Annotated in this window: 19 protein-coding genes; 15 read left to right on the forward strand and 4 right to left on the reverse strand. The window is 71.0% G+C overall.

What is annotated here, in order from left to right; genetic code table 11:
- Positions 1-23 precede the first annotated feature (23 nt).
- From ASF96_RS07065 to def, 3 genes are read left to right on the forward strand one after another with little or no spacing between them, the layout of a single operon-like run.
- Positions 24-3431 carry a pyruvate carboxylase gene (locus tag ASF96_RS07065; RefSeq protein WP_055937342.1) on the forward strand — a complete coding sequence of 1136 codons (3408 nt, stop codon included), beginning with the start codon at positions 24-26 and terminating at the stop codon, positions 3429-3431.
- A gap of 46 nt (positions 3432-3477) precedes the next feature.
- Positions 3478-6240, forward strand: a complete 2763-nt coding sequence (locus ASF96_RS17575) for a nucleotide-binding protein (RefSeq protein ID WP_327037378.1) — start codon at positions 3478-3480, stop codon at positions 6238-6240.
- A complete protein-coding gene (gene def / locus ASF96_RS07075; RefSeq protein ID WP_055835481.1) occupies positions 6237-6728 on the forward strand; it encodes a peptide deformylase in 492 nt (163 codons plus the stop codon). The genes ASF96_RS17575 and def overlap by 4 nt, the downstream gene beginning before the upstream one ends.
- A 166-nt stretch (positions 6729-6894) precedes the next feature.
- On the opposite strand, the gene ASF96_RS07080 is transcribed toward def, so the two are convergent.
- Positions 6895-8721: an AMP-dependent synthetase/ligase gene (locus ASF96_RS07080; RefSeq protein WP_055937346.1), complete on the reverse strand. Its 1827-nt coding sequence runs from the start codon at positions 8719-8721 to the stop codon at positions 6895-6897.
- A gap of 154 nt (positions 8722-8875) precedes the next feature.
- Between ASF96_RS07080 and ASF96_RS07085 the strand changes: the two genes are divergently transcribed.
- From ASF96_RS07085 to ASF96_RS07095, 3 genes are read left to right on the forward strand one after another with little or no spacing between them, the layout of a single operon-like run.
- Positions 8876-9811: an ROK family glucokinase gene (locus ASF96_RS07085; RefSeq protein ID WP_055835486.1), complete on the forward strand. Its 936-nt coding sequence runs from the start codon at positions 8876-8878 to the stop codon at positions 9809-9811.
- 2 nt (positions 9812-9813) lie between these two features.
- Positions 9814-10527, forward strand: a complete 714-nt coding sequence (locus ASF96_RS07090; protein WP_055937348.1) for a lysophospholipid acyltransferase family protein — start codon at positions 9814-9816, stop codon at positions 10525-10527.
- Positions 10528-10536: 9 nt separating this feature from the next.
- Positions 10537-11874 (forward strand): class II 3-deoxy-7-phosphoheptulonate synthase, encoded by a 1338-nt coding sequence (locus tag ASF96_RS07095; protein ID WP_055937351.1) that lies wholly within the window; start codon positions 10537-10539, stop codon positions 11872-11874.
- A gap of 109 nt (positions 11875-11983) precedes the next feature.
- On the opposite strand, the gene pknB is transcribed toward ASF96_RS07095, so the two are convergent.
- Together pknB and ASF96_RS07105 are read right to left on the reverse strand one after the other, a co-directional pair.
- Entirely contained in the window at positions 11984-13933 is a 1950-nt protein-coding gene (gene pknB, locus ASF96_RS07100) for a Stk1 family PASTA domain-containing Ser/Thr kinase (RefSeq protein WP_055835496.1), read from the reverse strand.
- Positions 13934-13987: 54 nt separating this feature from the next.
- Positions 13988-15010 carry a lytic transglycosylase gene (locus ASF96_RS07105; protein ID WP_055937354.1) on the reverse strand — a complete coding sequence of 341 codons (1023 nt, stop codon included), beginning with the start codon at positions 15008-15010 and terminating at the stop codon, positions 13988-13990.
- Positions 15011-15159: 149 nt separating this feature from the next.
- On the opposite strand from ASF96_RS07105, the gene ASF96_RS07110 reads away from it, so the two are divergent.
- Complete coding sequence (locus ASF96_RS07110) at positions 15160-15504, forward strand: Rv2175c family DNA-binding protein (RefSeq protein WP_055835502.1); 345 nt, start codon at positions 15160-15162, stop codon at positions 15502-15504.
- A 35-nt stretch (positions 15505-15539) separates the two neighbouring features.
- Here the strand turns inward: ASF96_RS07110 and ASF96_RS07115 are convergent, their stop codons facing one another.
- Positions 15540-16631, reverse strand: a complete 1092-nt coding sequence (locus ASF96_RS07115; RefSeq protein WP_055937358.1) for a polyprenyl synthetase family protein — start codon at positions 16629-16631, stop codon at positions 15540-15542.
- Positions 16632-16695: 64 nt separating this feature from the next.
- Here ASF96_RS07115 and ASF96_RS07120 point away from each other — a divergent pair, with 64 nt between their 5' ends.
- From ASF96_RS07120 to murD, 8 genes are all read left to right on the forward strand, one after another.
- Positions 16696-17082 carry a DUF3040 domain-containing protein gene (locus ASF96_RS07120; protein ID WP_055937361.1) on the forward strand — a complete coding sequence of 129 codons (387 nt, stop codon included), beginning with the start codon at positions 16696-16698 and terminating at the stop codon, positions 17080-17082.
- A 331-nt stretch (positions 17083-17413) separates the two neighbouring features.
- Positions 17414-17845, forward strand: coding sequence for a division/cell wall cluster transcriptional repressor MraZ (gene mraZ / locus ASF96_RS07125; protein WP_055835511.1), 432 nt, complete (start codon positions 17414-17416; stop codon positions 17843-17845).
- Positions 17846-17944: 99 nt separating this feature from the next.
- Positions 17945-18898 (forward strand): 16S rRNA (cytosine(1402)-N(4))-methyltransferase RsmH, encoded by a 954-nt coding sequence (rsmH, locus tag ASF96_RS07130; RefSeq protein ID WP_055937364.1) that lies wholly within the window; start codon positions 17945-17947, stop codon positions 18896-18898.
- Positions 18895-19524 carry a hypothetical protein gene (locus ASF96_RS07135; RefSeq protein ID WP_055937367.1) on the forward strand — a complete coding sequence of 210 codons (630 nt, stop codon included), beginning with the start codon at positions 18895-18897 and terminating at the stop codon, positions 19522-19524. Before rsmH ends, ASF96_RS07135 begins: the two co-directional genes overlap by 4 nt.
- A 5-nt stretch (positions 19525-19529) precedes the next feature.
- Positions 19530-21323 (forward strand): peptidoglycan D,D-transpeptidase FtsI family protein, encoded by a 1794-nt coding sequence (locus tag ASF96_RS07140; protein WP_055937370.1) that lies wholly within the window; start codon positions 19530-19532, stop codon positions 21321-21323.
- A 64-nt stretch (positions 21324-21387) separates the two neighbouring features.
- Positions 21388-22809, forward strand: a complete 1422-nt coding sequence (locus ASF96_RS07145) for a UDP-N-acetylmuramoyl-tripeptide--D-alanyl-D-alanine ligase (protein ID WP_055937373.1) — start codon at positions 21388-21390, stop codon at positions 22807-22809.
- Positions 22806-23912, forward strand: a complete 1107-nt coding sequence (gene mraY, locus ASF96_RS07150) for a phospho-N-acetylmuramoyl-pentapeptide-transferase (protein WP_055835525.1) — start codon at positions 22806-22808, stop codon at positions 23910-23912. The genes ASF96_RS07145 and mraY overlap by 4 nt, the downstream gene beginning before the upstream one ends.
- Complete coding sequence (gene murD / locus ASF96_RS07155; protein WP_055937376.1) at positions 23909-25429, forward strand: UDP-N-acetylmuramoyl-L-alanine--D-glutamate ligase; 1521 nt, start codon at positions 23909-23911, stop codon at positions 25427-25429. The genes mraY and murD overlap by 4 nt, the downstream gene beginning before the upstream one ends.
- Positions 25430-25436: the final 7 nt, after the last annotated feature.

Raw genomic sequence — 25436 nt, forward strand, 5'->3', positions numbered from 1 at the left:
CGCCAGCTTGACGTGAGGTGCGCATGTTCTCGAAGATTCTGGTCGCCAATCGGGGAGAGATCGCCATCCGCGCGTTCCGAGCCGCCTACGAGGTCGGCGCGCGCACGGTCGCGGTCTACCCCTACGAGGACCGTGCGTCGCTGCACCGCCTGAAGGCCGACGAGGCCTACCAGATCGGCGAGCGCGGCCACCCGGTGCGCGCCTACCTCGACGTCGACGAGATCATCCGCGTCGCACGCGAATGCGGGGCGGATGCCATCTACCCGGGCTACGGGTTCCTCTCCGAGAACCCCGAGCTCGCCGAGAAGGCCGCCGCCCACGGCATCACCTTCATCGGCCCGCCCGCCGAGGTGCTGTCGATGGCGGGCAACAAGGTCACCGCCAAAGAGCACGCGGTCGCCGCCGGCGTTCCGGTGCTGCGCTCCACCGCGGCCTCCGACGACATCGACGCCCTGGTCGCGCAGGCCGACGACATCGGCTTCCCGCTCTTCGCCAAGGCCGTGGCCGGCGGCGGCGGGCGCGGCATGCGTCGCGTCGAGGCACTCGGCGAACTCGCCCCGGCTCTGGCCGAGGCGATGCGCGAAGCGCAGAGCGCCTTCGGCGACGCGCGCATGTTCCTCGAACAGGCCGTGCAGCGTCCCCGCCATATCGAGGTGCAGATCCTCGCGGATGCCACGGGCGAGACCATCCACCTGTTCGAGCGCGACTGCTCGGTGCAGCGCCGGCACCAGAAGGTCATCGAGATCGCCCCCGCGCCCAACCTCGACGAGACGGTGCGACAGGACCTGCACCGCTACGGGGTCGCGTTCGCCCGGTCGATCGGCTACCAGAACGCCGGAACCGTCGAGTTCCTGCTCGAGACCGCGGGGCCGCGCACCGGCGAGGTCGTCTTCATCGAGATGAACCCCCGCATCCAGGTCGAGCACACTGTGACCGAGGAGGTCACCGACGTCGACCTCGTGCAGTCGCAGATGCGCATCGCTGCCGGCGAGACCCTCGCCGACCTGCACCTCACGCAGGACGAGGTGCACCTGCGCGGTGCCGCCCTGCAGTGCCGCATCACCACCGAGGACCCCACGCAGGGTTTCCGCCCCGACACCGGCAAGATCACCACGTACCGTTCGCCGGGCGGTGCCGGCATCCGCCTCGACGGCGGCACGACCGCCGCGGGCTCGCAGGTGAGCCCGCACTTCGACTCGATGCTGTCGAAGCTCAGCTGCCGCGGTCGCGACTTCCCGGCAGCCGTCGCCCGCGCCCGCCGCGCCCTGGCGGAGTTCCGCATCCGCGGAGTGTCGACGAACATCTCGTTCCTGCGGGCGGTGCTCGACGATCCCGCCTTCGTGGCGGGCGACCTCAGCACCTCGTTCATCGACGAGCGCCCCGAACTGCTGGCGGGCCGCGAGTCGAAGGACCGCGGTACCAAGGTGCTGTCGTGGCTCGTCGACACCACGGTGAACCGACCGAACGGCGAGAACCCGCTGTCGATCGACCCGGGCGCCAAGCTCCCCGCGCTCGACCTGGTGGAGCCCGCGCCCGCGGGCTCGCGCCAGCGTCTGCAGGAGCTCGGGCCCGTCGGCTTCGCCCGAGCGCTGCGGGAGCAGACGGCTCTCGCGGTCACCGAGACGACGTTCCGCGACGCCCACCAGTCTCTGCTCGCCACCCGCGTGCGCACCCGCGACCTCGCCCGCGTCGCGCCGTACGTCGCGCGCATGACGCCCGGCCTGCTGTCCGTCGAGGCCTGGGGCGGGGCGACGTACGACGTCGCCCTGCGCTTCCTCGGCGAAGACCCGTGGGAGCGCCTCGACGCCCTCCGCGCCGCGCTCCCGAACGTCGCGATCCAGATGCTTCTGCGCGGGCGGAACACCGTCGGGTACACCCCGTACCCCACCGAGGTCACCCACGCATTCGTCGCCGAGGCAGCGGCATCCGGTGTCGACATCTTCCGCATCTTCGACGCCCTCAACGACGTCTCGCAGATGCGCCCGGCGATCGACGCGGTGCTGGCGACCGGAACCGCGGTGGCCGAGGTGGCCATCTGCTACACCGGCGACATTCTCGACCCGGCCGAGACCCTGTACACGCTCGACTACTACCTGGGGCTCGCCGAACAGATCGTCGACGCGGGCGCGCACATCCTCGCGATCAAGGACATGGCGGGTCTGCTGCGCCCGGCCGCGGCGTCGCGCCTGGTCACGGCGCTGCGCGAGAGGTTCGACCTGCCCGTGCACGTGCACACCCACGACACCGCCGGGGGACAGCTCGCCACCCTGCTGGCCGCCTCGGCGGCGGGGGCGGATGCCGTGGACGCGGCCGCCGCTCCCATGGCGGGCACCACAAGCCAGCCGTCGTTGTCGGCCCTGGTCGCCGCCCTCGCGCACACCGAGCGCGACACCGGGCTGGATCTCGAGGCCGTGAGCGACTTGGAGCCGTACTGGGAGGCCGTGCGCCACCTGTATCGTCCGTTCGAGTCGGGCCTCTCGGGCCCCACCGGCCGCGTGTACCGCCACGAGATCCCGGGTGGCCAGCTGTCGAACCTGCGTCAGCAAGCCATCGCGCTGGGCCTGTCCGACGACTTCGAGCTCATCGAGGACATGTACGCCGCCGCCGATCGCATCCTGGGGCGCGTTCCCAAGGTCACGCCGTCGTCGAAGGTGGTGGGCGACCTCGCCCTGCACCTCGCCGCGGTCAAGGCGGACCCCGCCGACTTCGAGCAGAACCCCGACAAGTACGACGTCCCCGACTCGGTCGTGTCGTTCATGGCGGGCGAGCTCGGCGACCTGCCCGGCGGATGGCCGGAGCCGTTCCGGTCGAAGGTGCTCGCCGGTCGCGACGTGAAGATCGGCGTCACGCCCCTCTCCGACGACGACACGGCCGCCCTCGCGGGAACCTCGGCCGAGCGTCGCGCGCGCCTGAACCACCTGCTGTTCCCCGGGCCGACGCGCATCTTCGAGGAGATGCGCGCGTCGTACGGCGATCTCAGCGTGCTCGACACGGCCGACTACCTGTACGGACTCCGCGCGGGCGGGGAGCACACCGTCGAGATCGAGCGCGGCGTACAGCTGTTCGTGGGTCTCGAGGCCGTGGGTGACGCCGACGACAAGGGCATGCGCACCGTCATGACCACGCTCAACGGGCAGTTGCGCCCCGTGTTCGTGCGCGATCGCTCCGTCAATGTCGAGGCGCGTCAGGCCGAGAAGGCCGACACGTCCACGCCGGGGCAGGTCGCGGCGCCCTTCTCGGGCGTGGTCACCATCAAAGCCGCAGTCGGCGATCACGTCAGCGCGGGTCAGGCCGTCGCGTCGATCGAGGCGATGAAGATGGAGGCCGCGATCGCGGCATCCGTCGACGGCGTCGTCGAACGAGTCGCCATCGCTACCACACAGCAGGTGGAAGCGGGAGACCTTTTGCTGGTAATCCGCCACGCGCAGTAACCTGGGAGGGGGCGCTTTCGCGCCCTCTTCCCGTTTGGAGACTGCAGTGACCCCCGACCGCACCGACGCGAACCCCGACGAGAACGCAGAACACGGCGTCCTCGACGAGAGCGGGAACCTCGACACCGCCAGCATCACGATCCTCGGAGGACACATCGCCCAGGTCAACGTCGACCTGCCGACCGTGTCCGACGACGACGACCTCGACGACGACGTCATCGAGGACGAGGTCGTGATCGACGACGCCGACCTGCGCCCCCTCGAGGCGCCCGAGTTCCGCGATTCCCCCCTCGAGCGTTCCACCGAGATCGTGCATGAGCCGCATGTCGAGCAGTTGCCGACCGGCGACATCATCCTCGAGCCGCACCATGACGAGGCCTCTGTCGGCGACGCCGAAGACGGCGATCACGACATCCACGACGCCGAGATCGTGCACGACGACGACCAGGCCGGTCATGCGTCGGCGGGCGATACGTGGGTCGACGTGGCCGTCGCTCACGCGACGGCGGACGACGAGGGGGATGCCGGCGCCACCGACGCGCGGGAGGATTCCGCGCCGTCGCACGCTCAGGAGTCTCATGCCGCAGAGTCGGAGGTCGACGAGACCTCGGAGCCCGAGAGCACGGGCGGCCAGGACTCGGAGGACGACGTCGTCGAGAGCGACGTCGTCGAGACCGACCGCGGCGATACGCACCGCGGCGATACGCACCGCGGCGATGCGCACGGCGGTGATGCGCCCGCCGTCGACCCGCAGGACGACGCTGCGGACCACGACGACGACGCTCACGCCCCGGACACGCACGACGCGGAAGCTCACGCGCTCGACGGAGTGACGTCGTCGGCCGACGACGAGGAGAGCGGCGTGAACGAGAGCTCCGCCGCCCTCGACGACCTCCACGACGTCGAGATCGTCGACGACGCCGAACTGTTCGCCGCGGATGCCGCGGACGGAGACGTCGAGCAGACCGAGCTGGCCGCCGATCCGGCGCTGGCCGAGCCCGCCGATCCCGAGGGCGATGCGCCGCGGGAGGCCGAGTCGACCGACGTCGCGCGCACCGAGATCGATGACGACGTCGCCGAGCCCGCAGGTTCCGACACCGCGGCCGAGACCGCCGGGCTGCACGCCGACGACGAGAGCGCGCGTGAGGCCGCCGTCGTTTCCGACGTCGACGCCTCGACGTCGCTCACGCGTGCTCCGTGGGTTCCCGCCCCCGCGGCGGGCGGACCCCGTGCCGAGGCCGAGGCGCCCGGCGAAGACGACGCGCACACCGATACCGACACCGGCACCGACGCGCACGCGGACATCGCCGCGGCCGTCGACACCGCCGTTCCCGTCGAGGCAGGCGACACCGCCGCAGAGGCTTCCGCCAGCACGTCCGCGGAGGAGGCCGATGTGCCCGACGCCGAGCAGCTCGACGCGCGCCCGGTCGTCCGCGAGTTCGAAACGTCTTCGACGTCGATCGTGATGGCGACCCCCACCGATGACGTCGCGGCGGCCGCGGCATCCACCGGTGCCCCGTCCGCCACCGGCGCCACCCCGATCGAGCCGAAGGCTCCGACCACCGCGTCGACCACCGCGCCGAGCACAGTGACCCCCGAGCCCGCGTCCCCCGCGGACGAGGTCGCACAGGCCGAGGTCGCACCGCGGAAGGCCACCGCCCCGGCCACCGGGACGGTGCCGACCACCCGCGCCGAGCGCGCGGCGACCGGCGTGATCGGAACGGTGCCGCTCACGCGCCGCAGCGCCCAGCAGGCCGATGAGGCCGCGCGCGTCGGGCGCGCCCACGCGCTCGAACGCGTCAAAACGCCCGAGCCCGAGGTGTCGCTCACGAGCAAGCGTCTCGGCCAGGTGGGGGACACGCGTGAGAGCGCCGACCTGCTCACCGCCGACCGGCTGCTCGATCCGCGGCAGATCGCCCGCCCCGAGCCCGAGGGCCTGTGGCGTCAGCTGGTGTATTCGGTGTCGGGTCATCGCATCAACCTCGGCGACGGCCGTCGTGCGCGCCAGCGCAAAGAGCTCGACCGCCGCATCTCGGCCCCGCTCGTCGGCGGTGCGCGATTCGTGCCGGTGCTCTCGCGCAAGGGCGGCGTCGGCAAGACGACCGTGACGTCGCTGCTGGGTATGGCCTTGGCCGACGCCCGCGAGGACCGCATCATCGCGGTCGACGCGAACCCCGATCGCGGAACCCTCGCCGATCGTGTCGGGAGCGCCAACGGCCGCACCGTGCGCGACCTCGTCCGAGCGCACGACGAGATGTCGGGATACAACGACGTCTCGTCGATCGTGGCCCGGGATGCCACGCGCCTGGACGTCCTGGCATCCGATACCGACCCGCGGGTGTCGGAGGCCTTCAGCGACGACGACTACCGTCAGGTCGCCGACGTCGCCGCGCACTACTACTCGATCGTGCTGACCGACACCGGCACGGGCATCGTCCACTCGGTGATGGGGGCCACCCTCGAGCTCGCGGACACGCTCGTCATCGTCGCCGGCCTCTCGGTCGACGAGGCCCGCCTGGCGTCGGAGACGCTGACGTGGCTCGAGACGAACGGGTACACGACGCAGGTGCGCGATGCCGTCGTCGTGCTCAACAACTCGCGGCCCGGTGCACCGCTCGTGCGCGAGAGCGAGCTCGAGGCGCACTTCCGCTCGCGCGTGCGCACCGTCATCCGCATGCCGTACGACGCGCGCATCGCCGCGGGCAGCGCGATCACGTTCCGCGAGCTGCAGCCGGCCACCCGCCAGGCGGCCCGCGAGCTCGCGGCCGCCGTGGTCGAAGGGCTTCGCGCTCCGGTGGCCGCGGCATGACCGTCCGTGCGATCCGGCTGTTCGGCGACCCCGTGCTCCGCGCCGTCAGCGCGCCCATCGAGACGATCGACGACGGCATCCGCTCGCTCGTGCGGGATCTGCTCGACACGGTCGCGCTCCCCGGCCGGGCCGGAGTCGCGGCCCCCCAGATCGGGGTGAACCTGCGCGCCTTCAGCTACAACATCGACGGTGACATCGGCTACGTGCTGAACCCCGTGCTGGTCGAGACCCGTGGCGAGCCGCAGCCGGTGGGAGAGGGCTGCCTCTCGGTTCCGGGCCTCTGGCACGACGCGCAGCGATTCCCCTGGGCGCGGGTCGAGGGCATCGACCTCGACGGCGAACCGGTCGTGCTCGAGGGTGAGGGCTTGCTCGCCCAGGCGCTGCAGCACGAGACCGACCACCTCGACGGCATGCTGTACCTGTCGCGTCTTCCCGCCGACACGCGCCGCGAGGCCATGCGCCAGGTGCGCGAGAGCGACTGGTTCTGACCCGACGCTGTCGCATCCGGTCGGGCGCATCGTCTGCGCTGTGCGCGGGGTGAGTCCGATCCGCTGCGGAGGGGCCGAGGTCGCGCGCGTCGCGGAGCTCATGCGCCGCCGCGAAAGAGAACGGCCCGGCCCCCACGCGGGGACCGGGCCGTTCGCGTTACGCCCGTCAGGGGAGCGAGACGTTGGTGGTGTTGACCGGCACCGCGTAGATGTCCTCGATGTCGTCGGCGAAGTCGGCCACGATGACGTTGCGCTTGATGCTCATCTTCGGCGTGAGGTGCCCGCTGGCCTCGGTCCACTCCGTGGGCAGGATGGTGAACTTGCGGATCGACTCCGCGCGGGACACCCGCGCGTTGGCCCGGTCGATGGCGCCCTGCACCTCGGCGCGCACCTTCTCGTTCGCCGCGGCGGCGGTGAGCGTCATGTCGGAGGGCAGGCCGTTGTTGGCGAGCCACGTGGGGAGCATCTCGGAGTCCAGGGTCACGAGGGCCGAGATGAACGGCTTGTGGTCTCCGACGACGACGACCTGGCCGACGATCGGGTTCGCGCGGATGGGGTCTTCGAGAGCCGCGGGGGCGACGTTCTTGCCGCCGGCGGTGACGATGATCTCTTTCTTGCGACCGGTGATCGAAAGGAAGCCGTCGCTGTCGAAGGCGCCGATGTCACCCGTCTTGAACCACTCGCCGTCGAACGCCTCGGCGGTGGCCTCGGGGTTCTGCCAGTACTCGCGGAAGACGTTGATGCCCCGCACCTGGATCTCGCCGTCGTCGGCCAGACGCACGCCCACGCCGGGCAGCACCGGACCGACCGAGCCGATCTTCGACTTCGTGGCGAGGTTGACCGTCGCCGGCGCCGTGGTCTCGGTGAGGCCGTAGCCCTCGAGGATGACCACGCCGAGGCTGCGGAAGAAGTGACCGAGCCGGGGGCCGAGCGGAGCCGACCCCGACACCGCGTACACGATCCGCCCGCCCATGGCATCCCGCAGCTTCGCGTACACGAGCTTGTCGAACAGTGCGAACTTGATTCTGAGGCCCAGCGGGATGGACCGGCCGTCCTGCAGACGCTCGGAGTGCTCGATGGCCGCGGCGGCGGCCGCGCGGAAGATCTTGCCCTTGCCGCCGGCCTCGGCCTTCTGCTCGGCCGAGTTGTAGACCTTCTCGAACACGCGCGGCACGGCCAACAGGAACGAGGGCCGGAACGAGCCGAGCGCGGGAAGCAGCTGCTTCGTGTCGGGCTGGTGGCCGGTCTTGACACCGGCGTGCACGTTCAGCAGCGAGATGAAGCGGGCGAAGACGTGCGCCGTCGTGATGAACAGCAGCGTCGAGGCGCCGGGCGTCTCGACGACCTCGTGCAGCGCCTTGGCGGAGTTGCGGGCGAGCTCGACGAAGTTGCTGTGCACCAGCACGCAGCCCTTCGGGCGTCCCGTCGACCCCGAGGTGTAGATGAGGGTCGCGACATCCGACGCCTTGGCCAGGTGGCGGCGGCGCTCGATCTCTTCGGCGGTGATGTGCCCGCCCCCGGCCACGAGCGTGTCGAGCGCGCCCGTGTGCATCTGCCACACGTCGCGGATGAGCGGCACGTCGCTGCGCACCTCGTCGAGGCGTTCGGCGTGCTCCGCCGACTCCAGGACGACGGCGATGGCGCCCGAATCCGAGAGGATCCACGAGATCTGCGCGGGGGAGCTCGTCTCGTACACCGGCACCATCACGGCGCCGGCGTAGAACAGCGCGAAATCGACGAGCGTCCAGTCGTAGGTCGTGCGCGCGATGAACGCCACCTTCTCGCCGGGCTGGATGCCCGCGGCGACGAATCCCTTCGCGAGCGCGATCACCTGCCGTTCGAACTCGGCGGCGGTGACGTCGCGCCATCCGTCGGCATCGGGCACCGCGAACAACGCGCGGTCGGGGGTCGCCCGCACACGGTCGGCCAGCAGGTCGGACGTGTTGGCGTCCGGGTCGGCGGCGACGAGGGGGGAGAGGTCGAACTGGATCACGGTAACTCCTTTGGCACCGGAAGAACGTCGAGCGGTTCGTCGAGTCTATCCGCACGTCTTTCCCTGCCCCGGGTGAAGTGCGTTCCTCGGACGGGTGTCCCGGGTGGCTAGACTGCTCCGGGCCGGCCGAGCGGTGGGCCCGGAAGGGAACGCGGTGCAGAACGTCGGCATCGACATCGGGGGCACGAAGATCGCGGGCGGCGTCGTCGACGCCGACGGGACGATCATCGAGAAGCTCCGCGTCGACACCCCCATTGACCCGTCGGCCCTCGTGGATGCCGTGGTCGACATGGCCGACCACCTGCGTCGTGCCCACGAGGTGCACGCCATCGGCGTCGCGGCGGCGGGCTTCATCAGCCGCGACCGCAGCACCGTGATCTACGCGCCCAACATCGACTGGCGCGACGAGCCGCTGCGCGCGCGCCTCGAGCAGCGCCTCGACGCCCCCGTCACCATCGAGAACGACGCCAACGCCGCCGGCTGGGGCGAGTACCGCTTCGGCGCGGGCCAGGGCGTGCGCGACATGGTCATGCTGACGATGGGCACGGGAGTGGGCGGCGCCGTCGTCACCGACGGCGAGCTCTTCCGCGGCGGACACGGCATCGGAGCCGAGCTCGGGCACCTGCGTTTCGTGCGCGGGGGACACCCCTGCGGCTGCGGGCAGAACGGATGCCTCGAGCAGTACGCCTCGGGCCGCGCACTGCAGCGCGAGGCGAACGCCATCGCCGACGAGGGCGGGATCGGCGCGGCTCTCGCGGCGGTCCGCGACGAGAAGGGGGCCATCCCCGGTCCCGCCGTCTCGCGACTCGTGCTCGCGGGCGACCCGGGTGCGGTCGAGGCGCTGCGTCGGGTGGCCACGGCCCTCGGCGAGGCCTGCGGAGGCTTCCAGGCGGTGCTCGACCCCGAGGTGTTCGTCATCGGCGGGGGAGTCGCGCAGCTCGGTGCCGACCTGCTGGAACCGGTGAAACTCGCGTACGAGACGTCGCTGCCGGGATACGGTGAACGTCCGGTCGCGGAGTTCGCGATCGCACGCTTGGGCAACGACGCCGGTCTCATCGGGGTCGCCGACCTCGCCGGGAAGGAACGCTGACGATGTTCTACTGGCTCATGAAGTACCTGGTGATCGGACCGATCATCAAGGCGATCTTCCGCCCGTGGATGGTGGGCCGGCGAAACATCCCCGTCGAGGGCGCGGCGATCCTCGCCAGCAACCACCTGTCGTTCTCGGACTCGATCTTCCTGCCCCTGATGATCGACCGGCGCATGGCCTTCCTCGCCAAGAGCGACTACTTCACCGGGCGCGGTCTGAAGGGCTGGGCCACCCGCCTGTTCTTCACCGCCACGGGCCAGTTGCCCATCGACCGCTCCGGCGGCAAGGCGTCGGAGGCATCGCTCAACACCGGTCTCGGCGTGCTCGGCCGGGGCGAGCTGCTCGGCATCTACCCCGAGGGCACCCGCAGCCCCGACGGCACCCTGTACCGGGGCCGCACGGGCATCGCGCGCATGGCGCTCGAGGCGCGCGTCCCCGTCGTCCCGGTCGTCATGGTCGACACCGGCGCCGTCATGCCCATCGGTCAGCGTCTGCCGCGGGTGGGACGCGTCGGCATCGTCATCGGCGAGCCGCTCGACTTCTCGCGTTTCGAGGGCATGGAGGGCGATCGCTACGTGCTGCGGTCGGTCACCGACGAGATCATGGTGGCGCTGCAGCGCCTCGGCGAACAGCGGTACGAAGACGTGTACGCGTCGACCGTGAAGGACCGCCTGGCCACCGCGCAGGCGGCGAAGGCGCCCGCGGCGCGCCACTAGACTTCAGGGGTGAATCAGCAGCTCCACGACCTCGACCACTGGCGAACCCTGCCCATCAAGCAGCAGCCCCAGTGGTATGACGAGGCCGCGGTCGACGCGGCATCCGCAGAGCTGGCGACCCTCCCGCCGCTGGTCTTCGCCGGCGAGGTCGACAATCTGCGCGATCGCCTCGCGCGCGCCGCCGCCGGTCAAGCGTTCCTCCTGCAGGGCGGTGACTGCGCCGAGACGTTCGCCGGCGCGACCGCCGAGCAGATCCGCAACCGCATCAAGACGGTCCTGCAGATGGCCGTCGTGCTCACCTACGGGGCGTCGATGCCGGTGGTGAAGATGGGCCGCATGGCGGGCCAGTTCGCCAAGCCCCGTTCGAGCGACGTCGAGACGCGCGGTGACGTGACGCTGCCCGCCTACCGCGGCGACATCGTCAACGGGTACGACTTCACCGAGGAGTCCCGCAAGGCCGACCCGGCGCGGCTGCTCAAGGGCTACCACACGGCCGCCTCGACGCTGAACCTGATCCGCGCGTTCACGCAGGGCGGCTTCGCCGACCTGCGCGAGGTGCACAGCTGGAACAAGGGCTTCGCCAGCACCCCGGCCAACCAGGCCTACGAGAGCATGGCGACCGAGATCGACCGCGCGATCAAGTTCATGGAGGCCGCCGGCGCCAACTTCGACGAGCTCACGCGCGTCGAGTTCTACACCGGCCACGAGGGTCTGCTGATGGACTACGAGCGCCCCATGACGCGAATCGACTCGCGCACGGGCATGCCGTACAACACCTCGTCGCACTTCCAGTGGATCGGTGAGCGCACGCGCGAGCTCGACGGCGCGCACGTCGACTACTTCTCGAAGATCCGCAACCCCATCGGCGTCAAGCTCGGCCCCTCCACCACGCCCGAGACGGCGCTGGCCCTCATCGACAAGCTCGACCCCGAGCGCGAGCCCGGCCGCCTGACGTTCATCACGCGCATGGGCGCCGGCAAGATCCGCGACGCCCTGCCGCCGCTGCTCGAGGCCGTCCGCGATTCGGGCGCCACGCCGCTCTGGGTGACCGACCCGATGCACGGCAACGGCATCACCACGCCCACCGGCTACAAGACGCGTCGCTTCGACGACGTCGTCGACGAGGTGCGCGGGTTCTTCGAGGCGCACCGCTCCGTGGGCACGCACCCGGGTGGCATCCACGTCGAGTTGACCGGCGACGACGTCACCGAGTGCCTGGGCGGCTCCGAGATGATCGACGAGGCCACCCTCGCGACCCGCTACGAGAGCCTGTGCGACCCGCGTCTGAACCACCGGCAGAGCCTCGAGCTGGCGTTCCTCGTCGCCGAGGAGCTCGAGAAGCGCTGAGCCGCGTCTCCGTCGCCTCGACGCCCCCGATCCGCTGTGGTCGGGGGCGTCGTGCGTGTGCGTGTGGTGTCGCAGCCCGCGCGCGCCGATCAGCGCACGGACCCGCGCGCTACAGCGTCGGGGTCAGGGTGATCGTCGAGCCCTGGGGCGCGGTGCCGCCGGCCTTCGGGTTCGTCGCGCGCACCTTGTAGATGTCCCAGTACTTGAACCCGAGCGGCAGTGTGCCGTCGTCGATGCCCGCGTTGACCTGGAATCCGAGGTTCTCGAGCGCGTTCACCGCGTCGCGGATCGTCATGCCCACGATGTTGCCGGGGATCTCCACCGGGCGCGGCCCGATCGAGACAGTCAGGGGAACGGTGTCGCCGGGGCGCCAGTTGCCGCCGCCGTCGCGGTCGCCGATGCCGATGATGTTCCCGGATGCCACGGAGTTGCTGTACTCCTCGGTCGTCGACGTCTCGAGTCCCACGGCGTTGAGCGCCCGCTCGGCCTGCGACTGCGAGCGGCCGGTGACGTCGGGGATCGGCCCGAGCGAGACGACCAGTGAGGCCGCGTCGCCTTCGTAGACCGTGCAGCCCGAGGTGCAGTCGATCGCGTTCGCGCCGGAGCGGGGGATGACCGACGCCGACAGCACGGTGCCGTCGCCGGCATCCGCGAACTCCCGCGTCGGGTCGCCGACGCCCACGACGGCCGCCTGCAGGATGCCGGTGACCTCGTCGGCGCTCTTCCCGGCCAGCTCGGGAATCTGATGGGTCGCGGGCCCGATCGATACGAAGACGGTGACGACCGTGTCTTTGTCGAGTCGTTCTCCCGCGGCCGGATCGGTTCCGACGGTCGTTCCCGCCGGGATCTCACGATCGGTGACCTCTTGCGCCTGTCCGCGCAGGTGCTCCTGGATGAGCAGGGCCTCGGCGTCGGCGTAGCTGCGCTGCGAGACGTCGGGCACGGCGACGAGCGATCCCGGGCCGGAACCGAAGTACCAGCCCGTGCCGGCGGCGCCCGTGGCCAGCAGCAGCACGAGCATGAGCATCCAGATGCCGCGGGCGGTGCGGCGGCGGGTCTTCGTGCGGAGCCGGGCGGCGTTGTCGGGCTCGTCGGCGGGCGCCGACGGCAGGGACGCGGTCTGCGGCAGCACCTTGGTGAGCTCTCGGGACTCCGCCGCGGTCGCCGGGCTCGTTGTGCCGACCGAGACGGCGCGGGCCACCTGCGGGGCGAGGCCCAGTTCCTTCTCGACGGCGCGCAGGCGCTCGAGCATCACCGCGGCGTCGAGCGGCCGGTCGTCGGGCTCGCGCTCGGTCGACCACAGCACGAGCTCGTCGAGCTGCTCGGGGACGGAGGGGTTCTTCGCGCTCGGGCGGGGCACGGAGTCGGTGGCGTGCTGGTAGGCGATCTGCATCGGCTGCTCGCCCTTGTAGGGCTGCTCGCCGGTGAGCATCTCGTACAGCATGATGCCGAGCGAGTAGATGTCGCTGCGGGCGTCGGCGGTGCCGCGCGTGACCAGCTCGGGAGCCAGGTAGGCGATCGTCCCCATCAGCTGGGCGCCGCTGGCGGTGTTCGCCGTGGTGGCTCGGGCGAGACCGAAGTCGCCGATCTTGATGCGGCCGTCCTCGGCCAGCAGCACGTTCTCGGGCTTCACGTCGCGGTGCACGATGCCGGCGCGGTGCGCGGCGGCCAGCCCCGAGAGGATGGCATCCATGATCGTCAGGGTCTGATCGACCGTGAGGCGCTTGTGCTCGCGCAGAAGCTCGCGCAGCGTGATGCCGGGCAGGTACTCCATGACCAGGTAGGCCATCTCGCCGTCCTGGCCCTGGTCGAAGACGTTCACCACGTGCGGGTCGCTCAGGCGCGCCGCCGAGCGGGCCTCCTGGATGAACCGGCTCTGGAACACGGTGTCGTCGCTGAGGTGCCCGTGCATGACCTTCAGCGCGACGCGGCGCTCGAGGCGCAGATCGGTCGCGACGTACACGGTCGCCATGCCGCCGCGCGCAATGCGCGCGCGGACCCGGTACCGGCCGTCGACGAGACGGCCGATCAGCGGGTCGGCCTGCTGACTCGTGCTCACGGGTCGAGTCTACGGAGCGCCCCCTGGGAGCCCGGGCAACGGCTCACCGCCACCTCAGCCGAGAACGGCGAGCCAGGTGGTCGCGGGCTGCTCCCATTGCGCGTAGCGATCGGGGTAGGCCGAGATCTGCACGGCCTGAGCCGCGTCGACGTACGACAGCTGCTCCCAGCCCTCGATGTCGAGCAGTCCGCGCGTGTCGGAGCCGTTGGGGTCGGCGGATCCGCCGTAGAAGGCCCGGGTCGATCGGTCGCGGTCGAGGATCTGCTCGGGCGAGCCCCACCCCGTGCTGGGCCGCTGCTGGAAGAGACCGCGCGAGTCGCGGTCGCCCCCGTCGAGGTTGCGCAGCCACGACTCCTGCATCGCGGTGCCGAGGGCGATCCGGATGCCGTGATCCGACACGCCGAGCTCCCGCCCGATCCGGATGATGAGGCGCGCGTTCTCGGACTGCTCGGCGTCGAGTCCGGGAGCGGTCGCCGGGGGGAGCGCCGCCGGGGCGGGAGCCGACGGAGCGGAGCCGGAGGGGATCCGCAGCACCTCGCCGGGGTAGATGATCGACGAACGCGTGAGGTCGTTGGCGGCGAGGACGGCGTCGATCGAGACACCGTGGGCGGCGGCGATCGCCGAGACGGTGTCTCCCGGTCGCACCTCGTAGGTGGGCGTCGGGGCGTCAGCGGGAGCCGCCGGCGGCGCGGCCGCGGCGACGAGGGCGAGGACCTGCCCGGGGCGGATGACGGCGGAGGCGTCGAGCCCGTTGGCCGCGAGCACCGCCGCGGTGTCGAGGCCGTGGGCACGGGCGATGCCCCAGACGGTGTCGCCCGCCTGCACGGTGTAGGTGGCCGATGCCGCGAGCGCGGCCGTGGCGGGAACGTCGAGCGCGCGGGGCGCCGGCGGCAGCGCCGCGAGGGGCGGGGCGGGTGGCGTCGCGTGCGCGGCGTGCTCGCCCGTGAGGGCCAGGGCGATGGAACCGGCCACCGCGGCCGGCCAGATCGCGGCGACCCGCTTTGCCGTGGAGATCTTCGCGGTGGGCGGCGTCGATGCGGCCGGGGCCGGCGCGGCGAGAGAGGGGAGTCGTTGCATGGTGGGGGATGTCCGTTCTTCCGACTTCCTTCGACGCTCGCACGGGCTGTGAGAGATGTCAACGCGTGGGGCTGGTGTGACGCGTGTGACCCGACCCGGCGCGGCCGCGCCGGCACTCCTGCCCGCGCGGAGGGTGAGATAGTGGCATCGTGACCGACACTTCCCCCTATGAGACCGCCTGGCTGACCCTCCCCGATCTGGTGGAGATCCTGGACGAGCCCCTCGGCCGGGTGCGTCGTCTGCTCGACGAGAACTACCTGGTCGGCTCGCGTCGGCACGGTGCGCTGCGTGTTCCCGAGGTCTTCCTGGTCGACGGTCGTCCCCTCGCGTCGCTGCGCGGCACGATCATCGTGCTGCACGACGCCGGGTACGACGAGGACGAGACGATCGACTGGCTGCTGACGCCCGAGGACAGCATCGGCGTCGCCCCCATCGAGGCGCTGCGCGCCGGTCGCAAGAGCGAAGTGCGCCGCGTCGCGGCATCGCTCGCCTGAGCCCCCCGCCCGCGCGGGCGCCGGATGTCGCCGCGTCAGGCGGAGCGTTCGGTGGCCGCCCGCGCCAACGCACGCAGTTCGCCGACGGCCGAGGCGCCCAGGCGCGCGTCGGTCAGGGCGGCGTCGGCTCGACGGGCGTAGTCGGCGATGAGCTCCTCGGTGCGAGCCAACGCGCCGGTGTCGACGATCGTGCGCTGCAGGCCCGCGATCCGGTCGGCGTCGAGTGTGGCGTCGCCGAGCAACGCGTCGATCTCGCGGCGTTCGGCCTCGGGCAGCGATTCCCGGGCGTAGGCGACGAGCACGGTGCGCTTGCCCTCGCGCAGGTCGTCGCCGACGGGCTTGCCGGTGACGACGCTGTCGCCGAACACGCCCAGCACGTCGTCGCGCAGCTGGAAGGCCATTCCCACGTCGTGCCCGAAATGCCCGAGGGCCTCGAGCTGCGCGTCGTCGGCCCCGGCGAGTTCGGCGCCGATGAGCAGCGGCTGCTGGATGCTGTAGCGCGCCGACTTGTACGACGCGATGCGCAGCGCCCGCTCGGCGTGGGTGTCGTCGGGGTAGACGACGTGGGCCGACTCCTCGGCGACGTCGAGGAATTGCCCGATCGTGACGTCGCGGCGCATCCGCGCGTAAGCCCGCCGGGTGGCACCGGCGGTCGCGGCTCCGTCGAGCCCTTCTTCGAGCAGGTCGTCGCTCCAGGCGACGAGGAGGTCGCCCAACAGGATGGCGCCCGAGCGTCCGAAGGTCTCGGGGTCGCCGGTCCACCCGGCTTCGCCGTGCGCGTTCTGCAGGGCGCGGTGCGCGGCCGGCTGACCCCGTCGCGTGTCGGAGTTGTCGACGAGGTCGTCGTGCACGAGGGCCGCGGCGTGGAACACCTCGAGCGACGACGCCACCGCGAGGGCGGCGTCGTCGAGGCCGTGCGCCTCGGGGTGGTCGAGCTCGTCGACCGCGCGCCAGCCGGTGAGGCAGAAGCGCGCGCGCAGGCGCTTTCCGCCGCGGAGGGCGGCGGCACCGGAGCGGGTGAGCGCTTCGGCCTCGGGGCCGAGCATGGCCGCGTACGATAGCTGATCAGAGAGGAACTTGTCGAGTCGCTGGGAAACAGCTTCGATCGGTTCCGGGGAGGCTGGCACGGGCCTAGCCTAGTGATCCACGCCGCGCGTAGAATCGTCCGCACCGAACAACAGAGGGGGATGCATGCCACTCTCCGAACAGGAGCAGCGTCTGCTGGATGAGATGGAGCGCCATCTCATGAGCAACGACACCGATGTCGTCACCGCCCCCAGTCGCGCCCTGAGCTATCGCAACATCGTCCTCGGCTCGATCCTCGTTCTCGCGGGGCTCGGAGCGCTGGTGGTCGGTGTGTCGATCGGCTTCAACACCGGGTTCCTCGGCATCGCCATCGGGGTCGTCGGATTCCTGCTCATGGTGGGCGGCGTCGTCTTCGCCGTCACGCCGATGCGCGGCTCCGCTCCCACGGCGCCCGTCGCCTCCGCACCGGGTGCACGCGCCCCTCGCGCGGCGAGCACGTCGTTCATGGACCGCATGAACGATCGGTGGGACCGCCGCCGCGAAGGGCACTGACCCTCCCGCATCCTGAATCAGCACCGGCTCTTCCGAGCCGGTGCTTTTTCGTGCGCGCGGGGAGCGGGTTGCGACGGAATGGGGCGAGTGGGGGAGTGCCCCTTTTTCGCCGTGCCCCCTCCCTTTTGCTCCACCGGCCGTCTTCGCACGGTGTTCGACCGTTCTCGAGCCGCGGAAAGACGCGGATCTCGTCGCGCCGTCGAGGGAGGGCCAGCAACAGTACACGGCGGCATTCCTTCGCGGAAGATCGCAGGATTCGATAGCTAAGTGGAGGGCAGTGGAGTAAAGTGGGGGAAACTTCGCTGGCCGGACGAAGGGGGTGGACGCTCGAATGCTGCTCGGAACGCACAGCCCCAAGCTCGACGACAAAGGGCGCGTCATCCTGCCCGCGAAGTTCCGTGACGATCTCGGAGCCGGAGTGGTGATCACCCGGGGGCAGGACCGCTGCCTCTACGTGTTCAGCACCGAGGAATTCGAGCGCGTGCACGAGCGGATCCGCGAGGCCCCGCTCAGCAACAAGCAGGCCCGCGACTTCCTGCGCATGTTCCTCTCGGGGGCCAGCGCCGAGAAGCCCGACAGCCAGAACCGCATCACCGTTCCCCCGGCGCTGCGCGCCTACGCCGGGCTCGGTCGCGAGCTGGTCGTCACGGGTGTCGGCGCCCACGCCGAGATCTGGGATGCCGAGGCCTGGAACGCCTACGCCGAGAGCAACGAAGACACGTACGCCGAGATGGAGCAGGAGGTGATCCCGGGACTGTTCTGACCCTCCGGCTGTGATGTCCAGCCGCACGCCCTGACGCACTTCCCCGGCGCCAGGTCCTGCGGATGGGCATCAGAGCCCGAGGTTTCGGAGCCCGACATCATGGACATCCGCGACATCCATGCCCCCGTTCTTCTCGAACGCTGCGCCGAGCTGCTGGCGCCCGCGCTCCAGCGCCCCGGCTCCGTCTTCGTCGACGGCACGCTGGGCATGGGCGGGCACTCCGAGGCCTTCCTCGAGCGCTTCCCGACGACCCGCCTGATCGGCCTCGATCGCGACACCGACGCCCTGCGCATCGCGGGGGAGCGGCTGGCCCGCTTCGGCGACCGCGTCACCCTCGTGCACACCGTCTACGACGGCATCGCCGAGGCCGTGGCATCCGCGGGGGTGAAGAAGGTCGACGGCATCCTCTTCGACCTCGGAGTCTCGTCGCTGCAGCTCGACGAGGCCTCCCGCGGCTTCGCCTACGCGCAGGACGCCCCGCTCGACATGCGCATGGACCAGACCAGCGGCATCACCGCCGCGCACGTGGTGGCCACCTACGGCGAGGGCGATCTGCGTCGCATCTTCGAGCGGTACGGCGAAGAGAAGCTCGCCGGCCGCTACGCCCGGGCGATCATCGCCGCTCGCGCCGTCGCGCCCCTGGAGCGCTCGGGTCAGCTGGTCGACGTGCTGCAGGCCGCGACCCCCGCCGCCGTGCTGCGTGAGCGCCACCCCGCCAAGCGCGTCTTCCAGGCGCTGCGCATCGAGGTCAACGCCGAGCTGTCGGTCCTCGAACGCACGATTCCCGCGGCCCTCGGCACCCTCTCGGTCGGCGGGCGCATCGTCGTGCTGTCGTACCAGTCGCTCGAGGATCGCCTCGTCAAGCGCGTGTTCGCCGACGCCTCGACCTCGACCGCCCCCCGGGGGCTTCCCGTCGAGCTGCCCGAGCACGCGCCGAAGTTCCGCCTGCTCGTCCGTGGAGCCGAGCTCGCCGGAGACGACGAGCGGGCCGTCAACCCCCGTGCCACCCCCGTGCGTCTGCGCGCGGCCGAGCGAATCCAGGAGGACGCATGAGTGCCGCCCAGACCGTCGATGCGGACTTCCTCCCGGATTTCCCGGCGCCGGTGCGCGAACCGCGCCGACTCCACGTCGTCGCCCCCGCGCGTCGCCGCGCTCCGCGCCGCCTGTTCGGCGTGATCGCCGTCACCGGCGCGCTGGCCATCGTGCTCGTGCAGATGGGGCTCGGCATCCTGACCACTCAGAGCTCGTTCGAGATCGCGTCGCTCACCCAGCAGCAGCGCGACCTGACGTACCAGAAGCAGATCCTCGCCGACGACAACGCCGGGCTCAGCTCGCCCCAGTACCTCGCGGCCAACGCCGCCGCCCTCGGCATGGTCATCGACGAGTCGCCGACCTACCTGCGCCTGAGCGACGGCGCCGTCATCGGTAGCGACAAGCCCGCCGACGCCGTCTCGTCGGTGGATGCCATGGGCCGAGGTTCGGTGCGCAACGCCCTGATCGCCGACAAGCCGCTCGTGACCAACCCGCAGGCGCCCGTCGCCCCCGCGGCCGCGGCGCCGACGGACCCGGCGGCGGCGGCGCCGACGGACCCGGCGGCCCCCACCGATGCCACGCCCCCCGCCGAATCGGCGACACCCCCGTCGATCAGCGACGGTCTGCCGACTCCCGCGACACGATGAGACCCATGACGACGACTACCCACCGGTCCCCTCGGCGTCGCACCGTCGTCGCTCTCGCGATCGTCCTCACCGTCCTGCTCGCCTTCGTGGTGCGCCTCGTCGACATCCAGGTCGTCAACGCGAAGGAGCACGTCGACGACTCGCTCGCGATGGGGCTCCAGAACTCCCGCGTCGAGTACGCCTCGCGCGGCTCGATCGTCGACGAGAACGGCGTGATCCTGGCGTCGAGCGTGAACCGCTACGACGTGCAGGTCGACCCCATGCTCGCGATCAAGGGCGTGACCACCCGCGACGACGACGAGAACGAGACCACGACGGGATGGCCCGAGATCGCCGCGAAGATCGCGGCCGTCACCGGGCAGGATGCCGCCGACGTCGAGGCGAGCGTCACCGACGCCGTCGCCGAGAACCCCGACTCGCGCTACGCCATGATCACCAAGAACGTCTCGACCGAGCAGTACCGCGCGCTGGTCGCCCTCGGTCTGCCGTTCCTGAGCTTCCCGCCCCAGGCCGGCCGCGTGTACCCCGACGGCGCCGTCGGCGGAAACCTCATCGGCTTCGTCGGCAGCGACGGTCAGCCCCTCGCCGGGCTGGAGGCGGCCGACAACGACTGCCTCGCCTCCACCAACGGCAAGGTCGTCTTCCAGCAGAGCCGTGACGGCGTGGTGCTGCCGGGCACCGAGACCGTGGCCGAGCCCGCGGTCGACGGCGGCACGCTCAAGCTCACCGTCGATCGCGACCTGCAGTGGTACATGGGCCAGCTCATCGCCGAGCAGGTGCAGAACACGGGATCGCTGCGCGGCACGATCACCGTCGTCGAGGCCAAGACGGGCAAGATCCGCGCGCTGGCGGAGTACCCCACCGTCGACCCGAACAACCCCACCGCGACCCCGTCGGAAGACCGGGGGAGCCGGGCGTTCTCGAGCCCCTTCGAGCCGGGCTCCACGTTCAAGGCGCTCACCACCGCGATCGGTCTGGACAGCGGCTCGTACACGCCCGACACGACCGTCACCGCGTCGTCGCGCGAGGTGCTCGGCGGCGACGCCCGCGTCTCCGACGCGTTCTCGCACGGCCCCAACGTCTACACGCCCGCGGGCGTGCTCATCGACTCCTCGAACGTCGGCATCTCGAAGTTCGGCGAGATGATCCCCAAAGAAACGCGCTACGACTACCTGCAGAAGTTCGGCATGGGCTCGCTCAGCGCGATCGACTTCCCGGGCGAATCCGGCGGCATCCTGCACCCGGCCCAGGACTGGGACACGCAGACCTTCTACAACACCACCTTCGGTCAGGGCCTGTCGGTCACCGTGCCGCAGCTCGTGGGCGCGTACCAGACCATCGCCAACGGCGGGCTCAAGATGCCGCTGTCGTTGGTCGAGGGGTGCACCGCCGCCGACGGCACCGTCACCGACGTCCCGTCGACCGAGGGCACGCAGGTGGTCTCCACCGACACCGCGCGCGCGGTCTCGCTCATGCTCGAGAACGTCGCCACCCAGGGCGAGCTGGCCTCGAAGATCGCCATCCCCGGCTACCGCATCGCGATCAAGACCGGAACCGGCGAGAAGGTCGACGAGAACACCGGGGCGTACAAGCCCGACGCGTACTTCACGACCATGATCGGCTTCGCCCCCGCCGACGACCCGCAGTACGTCGTCGCGGTCAACCTCGACGAACCGCGGACGGTAAAATCGTCGGCGGCCACCGCCCCCGCGTTCCAGAAGGCCCTCACGCAGGTTCTCAAGACCTACCGCGTGATCCCGTCCGGAACCACGACCCCCGAACTGCCCAAGTTCGGCTGAGACACCGCCGACGCCGGTCTCGTCTCGGTAACGAATGCGACACGGAAAGGGCGTCCGCACAGCAATGATCTCCACCAGCCTCTCCCACCTCGCCGACGTGCTCGGCGGGCGCCTCGTCGTCCGCGGCACCGACACCCCCGACACCCCCGACACCACCGTCTCGGGCGACGTCGACACCGACTCGCGCCTCATCGAGCCCGGCGGCATCTTCGTCGCCAAGCCCGGCGAGGCCACCGACGGCCACCTGTTCGTCGCCGCCGCGGTCGAGCGCGGGGCGGCGCTGGCGATCGTGGAACGCGAGCTCGACGACGCGGTGAGCCAGATCGTCGTCGCCGATGCCGTGGCCGCGCTCAGCGACCTCGCCCGCGACGTCGTGGGTCGGGTACGCGCCGGGGGAGACCTGCGGATCGTCGGCATCACCGGCTCCAACGGCAAGACGACGACCAAGAACCTGCTGGCCCGCATCCTCTCCGACGAGGGCGACACCGTCTCGCCCCGCGCCTCGTTCAACAACGAGGTCGGCGCTCCTCTCACGATGCTCCGCGTCACCGACGACACCCGCTACCTGGTGAGCGAGTTCGGCGCGAGCGGCCCCGGGGCCATCGCCCACCTCGCCGGCCTCGTCACCCCCGACATCGGCGTCGTGCTGATGGTCGGCATGGCGCACGCCGGGGGCTTCGGCGGAATCGAGTCGACCTTCCACGCCAAGAGCGAGCTCGTGCGCGCGACGCGTCCCGGCGGCCTCGCCGTGCTCAACGCCGACGACCCCCGGGTCGCCGCGATGGAGCCGATCGCGCGCGAGCGCGACCTCGAGGTGCGGTGGTTCGGCCGGGGCGAGCGCGCGCAGGTGCGGGCCGTCGACGTCGAGGTCTCGGCATCCGGCACCCGCGCCGATCTGCTGGTCGACGGCGAGCCCCACACCCTCACCCTGCACGTGCTCGGCGAGCACCACGTCATGAACGCTCTCGCGGCCCTCACGGCGGCCATCGCCCTGGGCGTGTCGGCGGCCGACGCGATCGCGCGACTCGAGACCGTCGAGATCGCCGAGCGGTGGCGCATGCAGCCGCTCGGCTCCGACCGGGTGCGCATCATCAACGACGCGTACAACGCCAGCCCCGACTCCATGGCCGCAGCTCTTCGTACCCTCGCGCAGATCACCGGGCCCGACGAGCGCACGGTCGCGGTCCTCGGCGCGATGAGCGAGCTCGGGGAGTACGCCGACGAGGAGCACGATCGCGTGGGCCTGCTCGCGGTGCGCCTGCGCATCCAGCGCATCGTCATCGTGGGGCCCGAGGCGCGGCGCATGTTCCTCGAGGCCATCGCCCAGGGGTCCTGGGACGGCGAGGCGGTCTTCTTCGCCGACGCCGACGCCGCCTACGACTACCTCTCGACCGAACTGCGCGACGGTGACCGCGTGCTGGTGAAGTCGTCGAACTCGGCGGGGCTCCGGCATCTCGGCGACCGTCTGGGAGACTTGTTCGCGTGAGATCACTTCTGACGTCGGCGGCGATCTCGCTGGCCTTCACCCTCTTCCTCACCCCGGTGTTCCTCCGGTGGTTCCGGAAGTGGGGCTGGGGTCAGGTCATCCGCACGCCCGAGAACGTGCACAACCCCTCGCACGGGGCCAAGCGCGGCACGCCCACCATGGGCGGCACGATCTTCATCCTCGGCACGATGATCGGCTACTTCATCGGCTCGTACGCGGGCAACAACCCGCCCACGATCTCCGGCCTGCTCGTGCTGTGGCTCATGCTCGGCTTCGGCGTGGTCGGCTTCATCGACGACTACATGAAGATCCGCCAGCAGCGCAGTCTCGGCCTCTCGGGCTGGCGCAAGATCGCCGGCCAGGTCATCGTCGTCGTCCCCTTCGCGATCGTGGCGCTGAACGCCCGGAACGCCTTCGGCCAGGCCCCCGCGTCCGAGTACATCTCGGTCTTCCGCGACATCCAGGTGCTGTCGCTGTTCGCCCTCGGCCCGATCCTCGGGTGGCTGCTGTACCTCGCGTGGATCTCGCTCATCGGCACGGCGGCGTCGAACTCCGTCAACGTCGCCGACGGCCTGGACGGGTTGGCCGCGGGATCGGGCATCTTCGTCGTCGGCGCGTACAGCCTGATGGCCTTCTGGCAGAACAAGCAGATGTGCGCCGACGTGCTCGACGCGTCGGTGCAGGCCGGATGCTATGCCGTCCGCGACCCGTTCGACCTCGCCATCGTCTCGGCGTCGTTCGTGGGCGCCCTGGTCGGATTCCTCTGGTGGAACGCCCCCAAGGCCAAGGTCTTCATGGGGGACTGCGGGTCGATGGCCATCGGCGGCGTGATCGCCGCGATGGCGATCTTCACCCGCACCGAACTGCTGCTCGTGCTCATCGCCGGCGTCTACGTCATCGCGTCGGGGTCGGTCATCCTGCAGCGCGCGTACTTCAAGATCACCCGTGGCAAGCGCCTGTTCCTCATGAGTCCGCTGCACCACCACCTCGAGATGAGGGGGTGGCCCGAGGTCACCATCGTGGTGCGCATGTGGATCATCGCGGGGCTCCTCGCCGTCTCCGGCATCGGTTTCTTCTACGTCGAATGGCTCGCACGCGTATGACCTCTCTCGCCTCCCTCACCAGCTGGCACGCCGACTGGAAGGGTCTGCGCGTCGTCGTCCTCGGCCTGTCCGTCACCGGGTTCTCGGCCGCCGACACGCTCAGCGAGCTCGGCGCCGACGTGCTCGTGGTGACCGAGCGGGCGGATGCCGAGTACTCGCGGTTGCTGCCCGTGCTCGGCGTGCGGCTGCACGAGGGCCCGCTCGACACCGTCCCGCACGAGCTCACCGCGTTCGCGCCCGACGTGGTCGTGGCCTCGCCCGGATTCGCGCCGCACCACCCCGTCATCCGGTGGACGCAGGAGCAGGGCATCGCGCTCTGGGGCGACATCGAGCTCGCGTGGCGCGTGCGCGACAAGGTGGTGCGTCCCGACGGCCGCCCCGCCGACTGGGTGCTCATCACCGGCACCAACGGCAAGACCACCACGACCCGGCTCACGGCCGAGATGCTCGTGGCGGCGGGCCTGCGCGCCGCTCCCGTGGGCAACATCGGCACCCCGGTGCTCGATGCCGTGCGCGATCCCAACGGGTTCGACGTGCTCGTCGTCGAGCTGTCGAGCCACCAGCTCTGGTACCTCAACCTGCAGACCGGCGACGACGCGCTGTCGCCGCACGCGGCGGTGTGCCTCAACCTCGCCGACGACCACCTCGAGTGGCACGGCGGGGCCGACGCCTACCGCGACGCCAAGGCCGGCGTCTACGCCCGCACGCGCGTGGCGTGCGTCTACAACAAGGCCGACGACGCCACCCGCGAGATGGTCGAAGACGCCGAGGTCGTCGAGGGCGCCCGCGCCGTCGGCTTCGACCTGGGCGTTCCGGGGCCGAGCGACGTCGGTGTGGTCAACGGCATCCTGGTCGACCGCGCCTTCCTCGAGGAGCGCGCCACCTCGGCCCTCGAGCTGACGACCGTCGCCGACCTGGCCACCCGCGGCCTCGCCGCCCCCCACGTCGTCTCCAACATCCTCGCCGCGAGCGCCCTCGCGCGCTCGCTCGGCGCGACGCCGGCGCAGATCCACGACGCGCTCGAGCGGTTCCGTCTCGATCCGCACCGCATCCAGGTCGTCGGCGCTCACGCGGGCGTCACCTGGGTCGACGACTCGAAGGCGACCAACCCGCACGCGGCGGCCTCGTCGCTCGCCGCGTACCCGGGCTCGGTCTGGATCGTCGGGGGTCTGCTGAAGGGCGTCGACCTCGGCGAACTCGTCCGCGCCCGCGGTGGTGCGGTGCGCGCCGCGATCGTGATCGGCACGGTGCGCGACGATATCGTCGCGGCGTTCGCGCGACACGCCCCCGCGGTGCCGCTGTTCGAGATCGACCACGCCGAGACTGAAGACGTCATGGCGCAGGTCGTGGAACTGGCGGCGGCCGTCGCCCGGGACGGAGACACGGTTCTCCTCGCCCCGGCAGCGGCGTCGTTCGATCAGTTCTCGTCCTACTCCGACCGCGGCGAACGCTTCGCCGACGCGGTGCGGACGTGGATCTCGCGGCACGACGACGGAGCATCTCGATCGCAGGACTGAGGGGACA

Origin of the sequence: Microbacterium sp. Leaf179 (genome assembly GCF_001423785.1) — a bacterium.
Classification (GTDB): domain Bacteria; phylum Actinomycetota; class Actinomycetes; order Actinomycetales; family Microbacteriaceae; genus Microbacterium.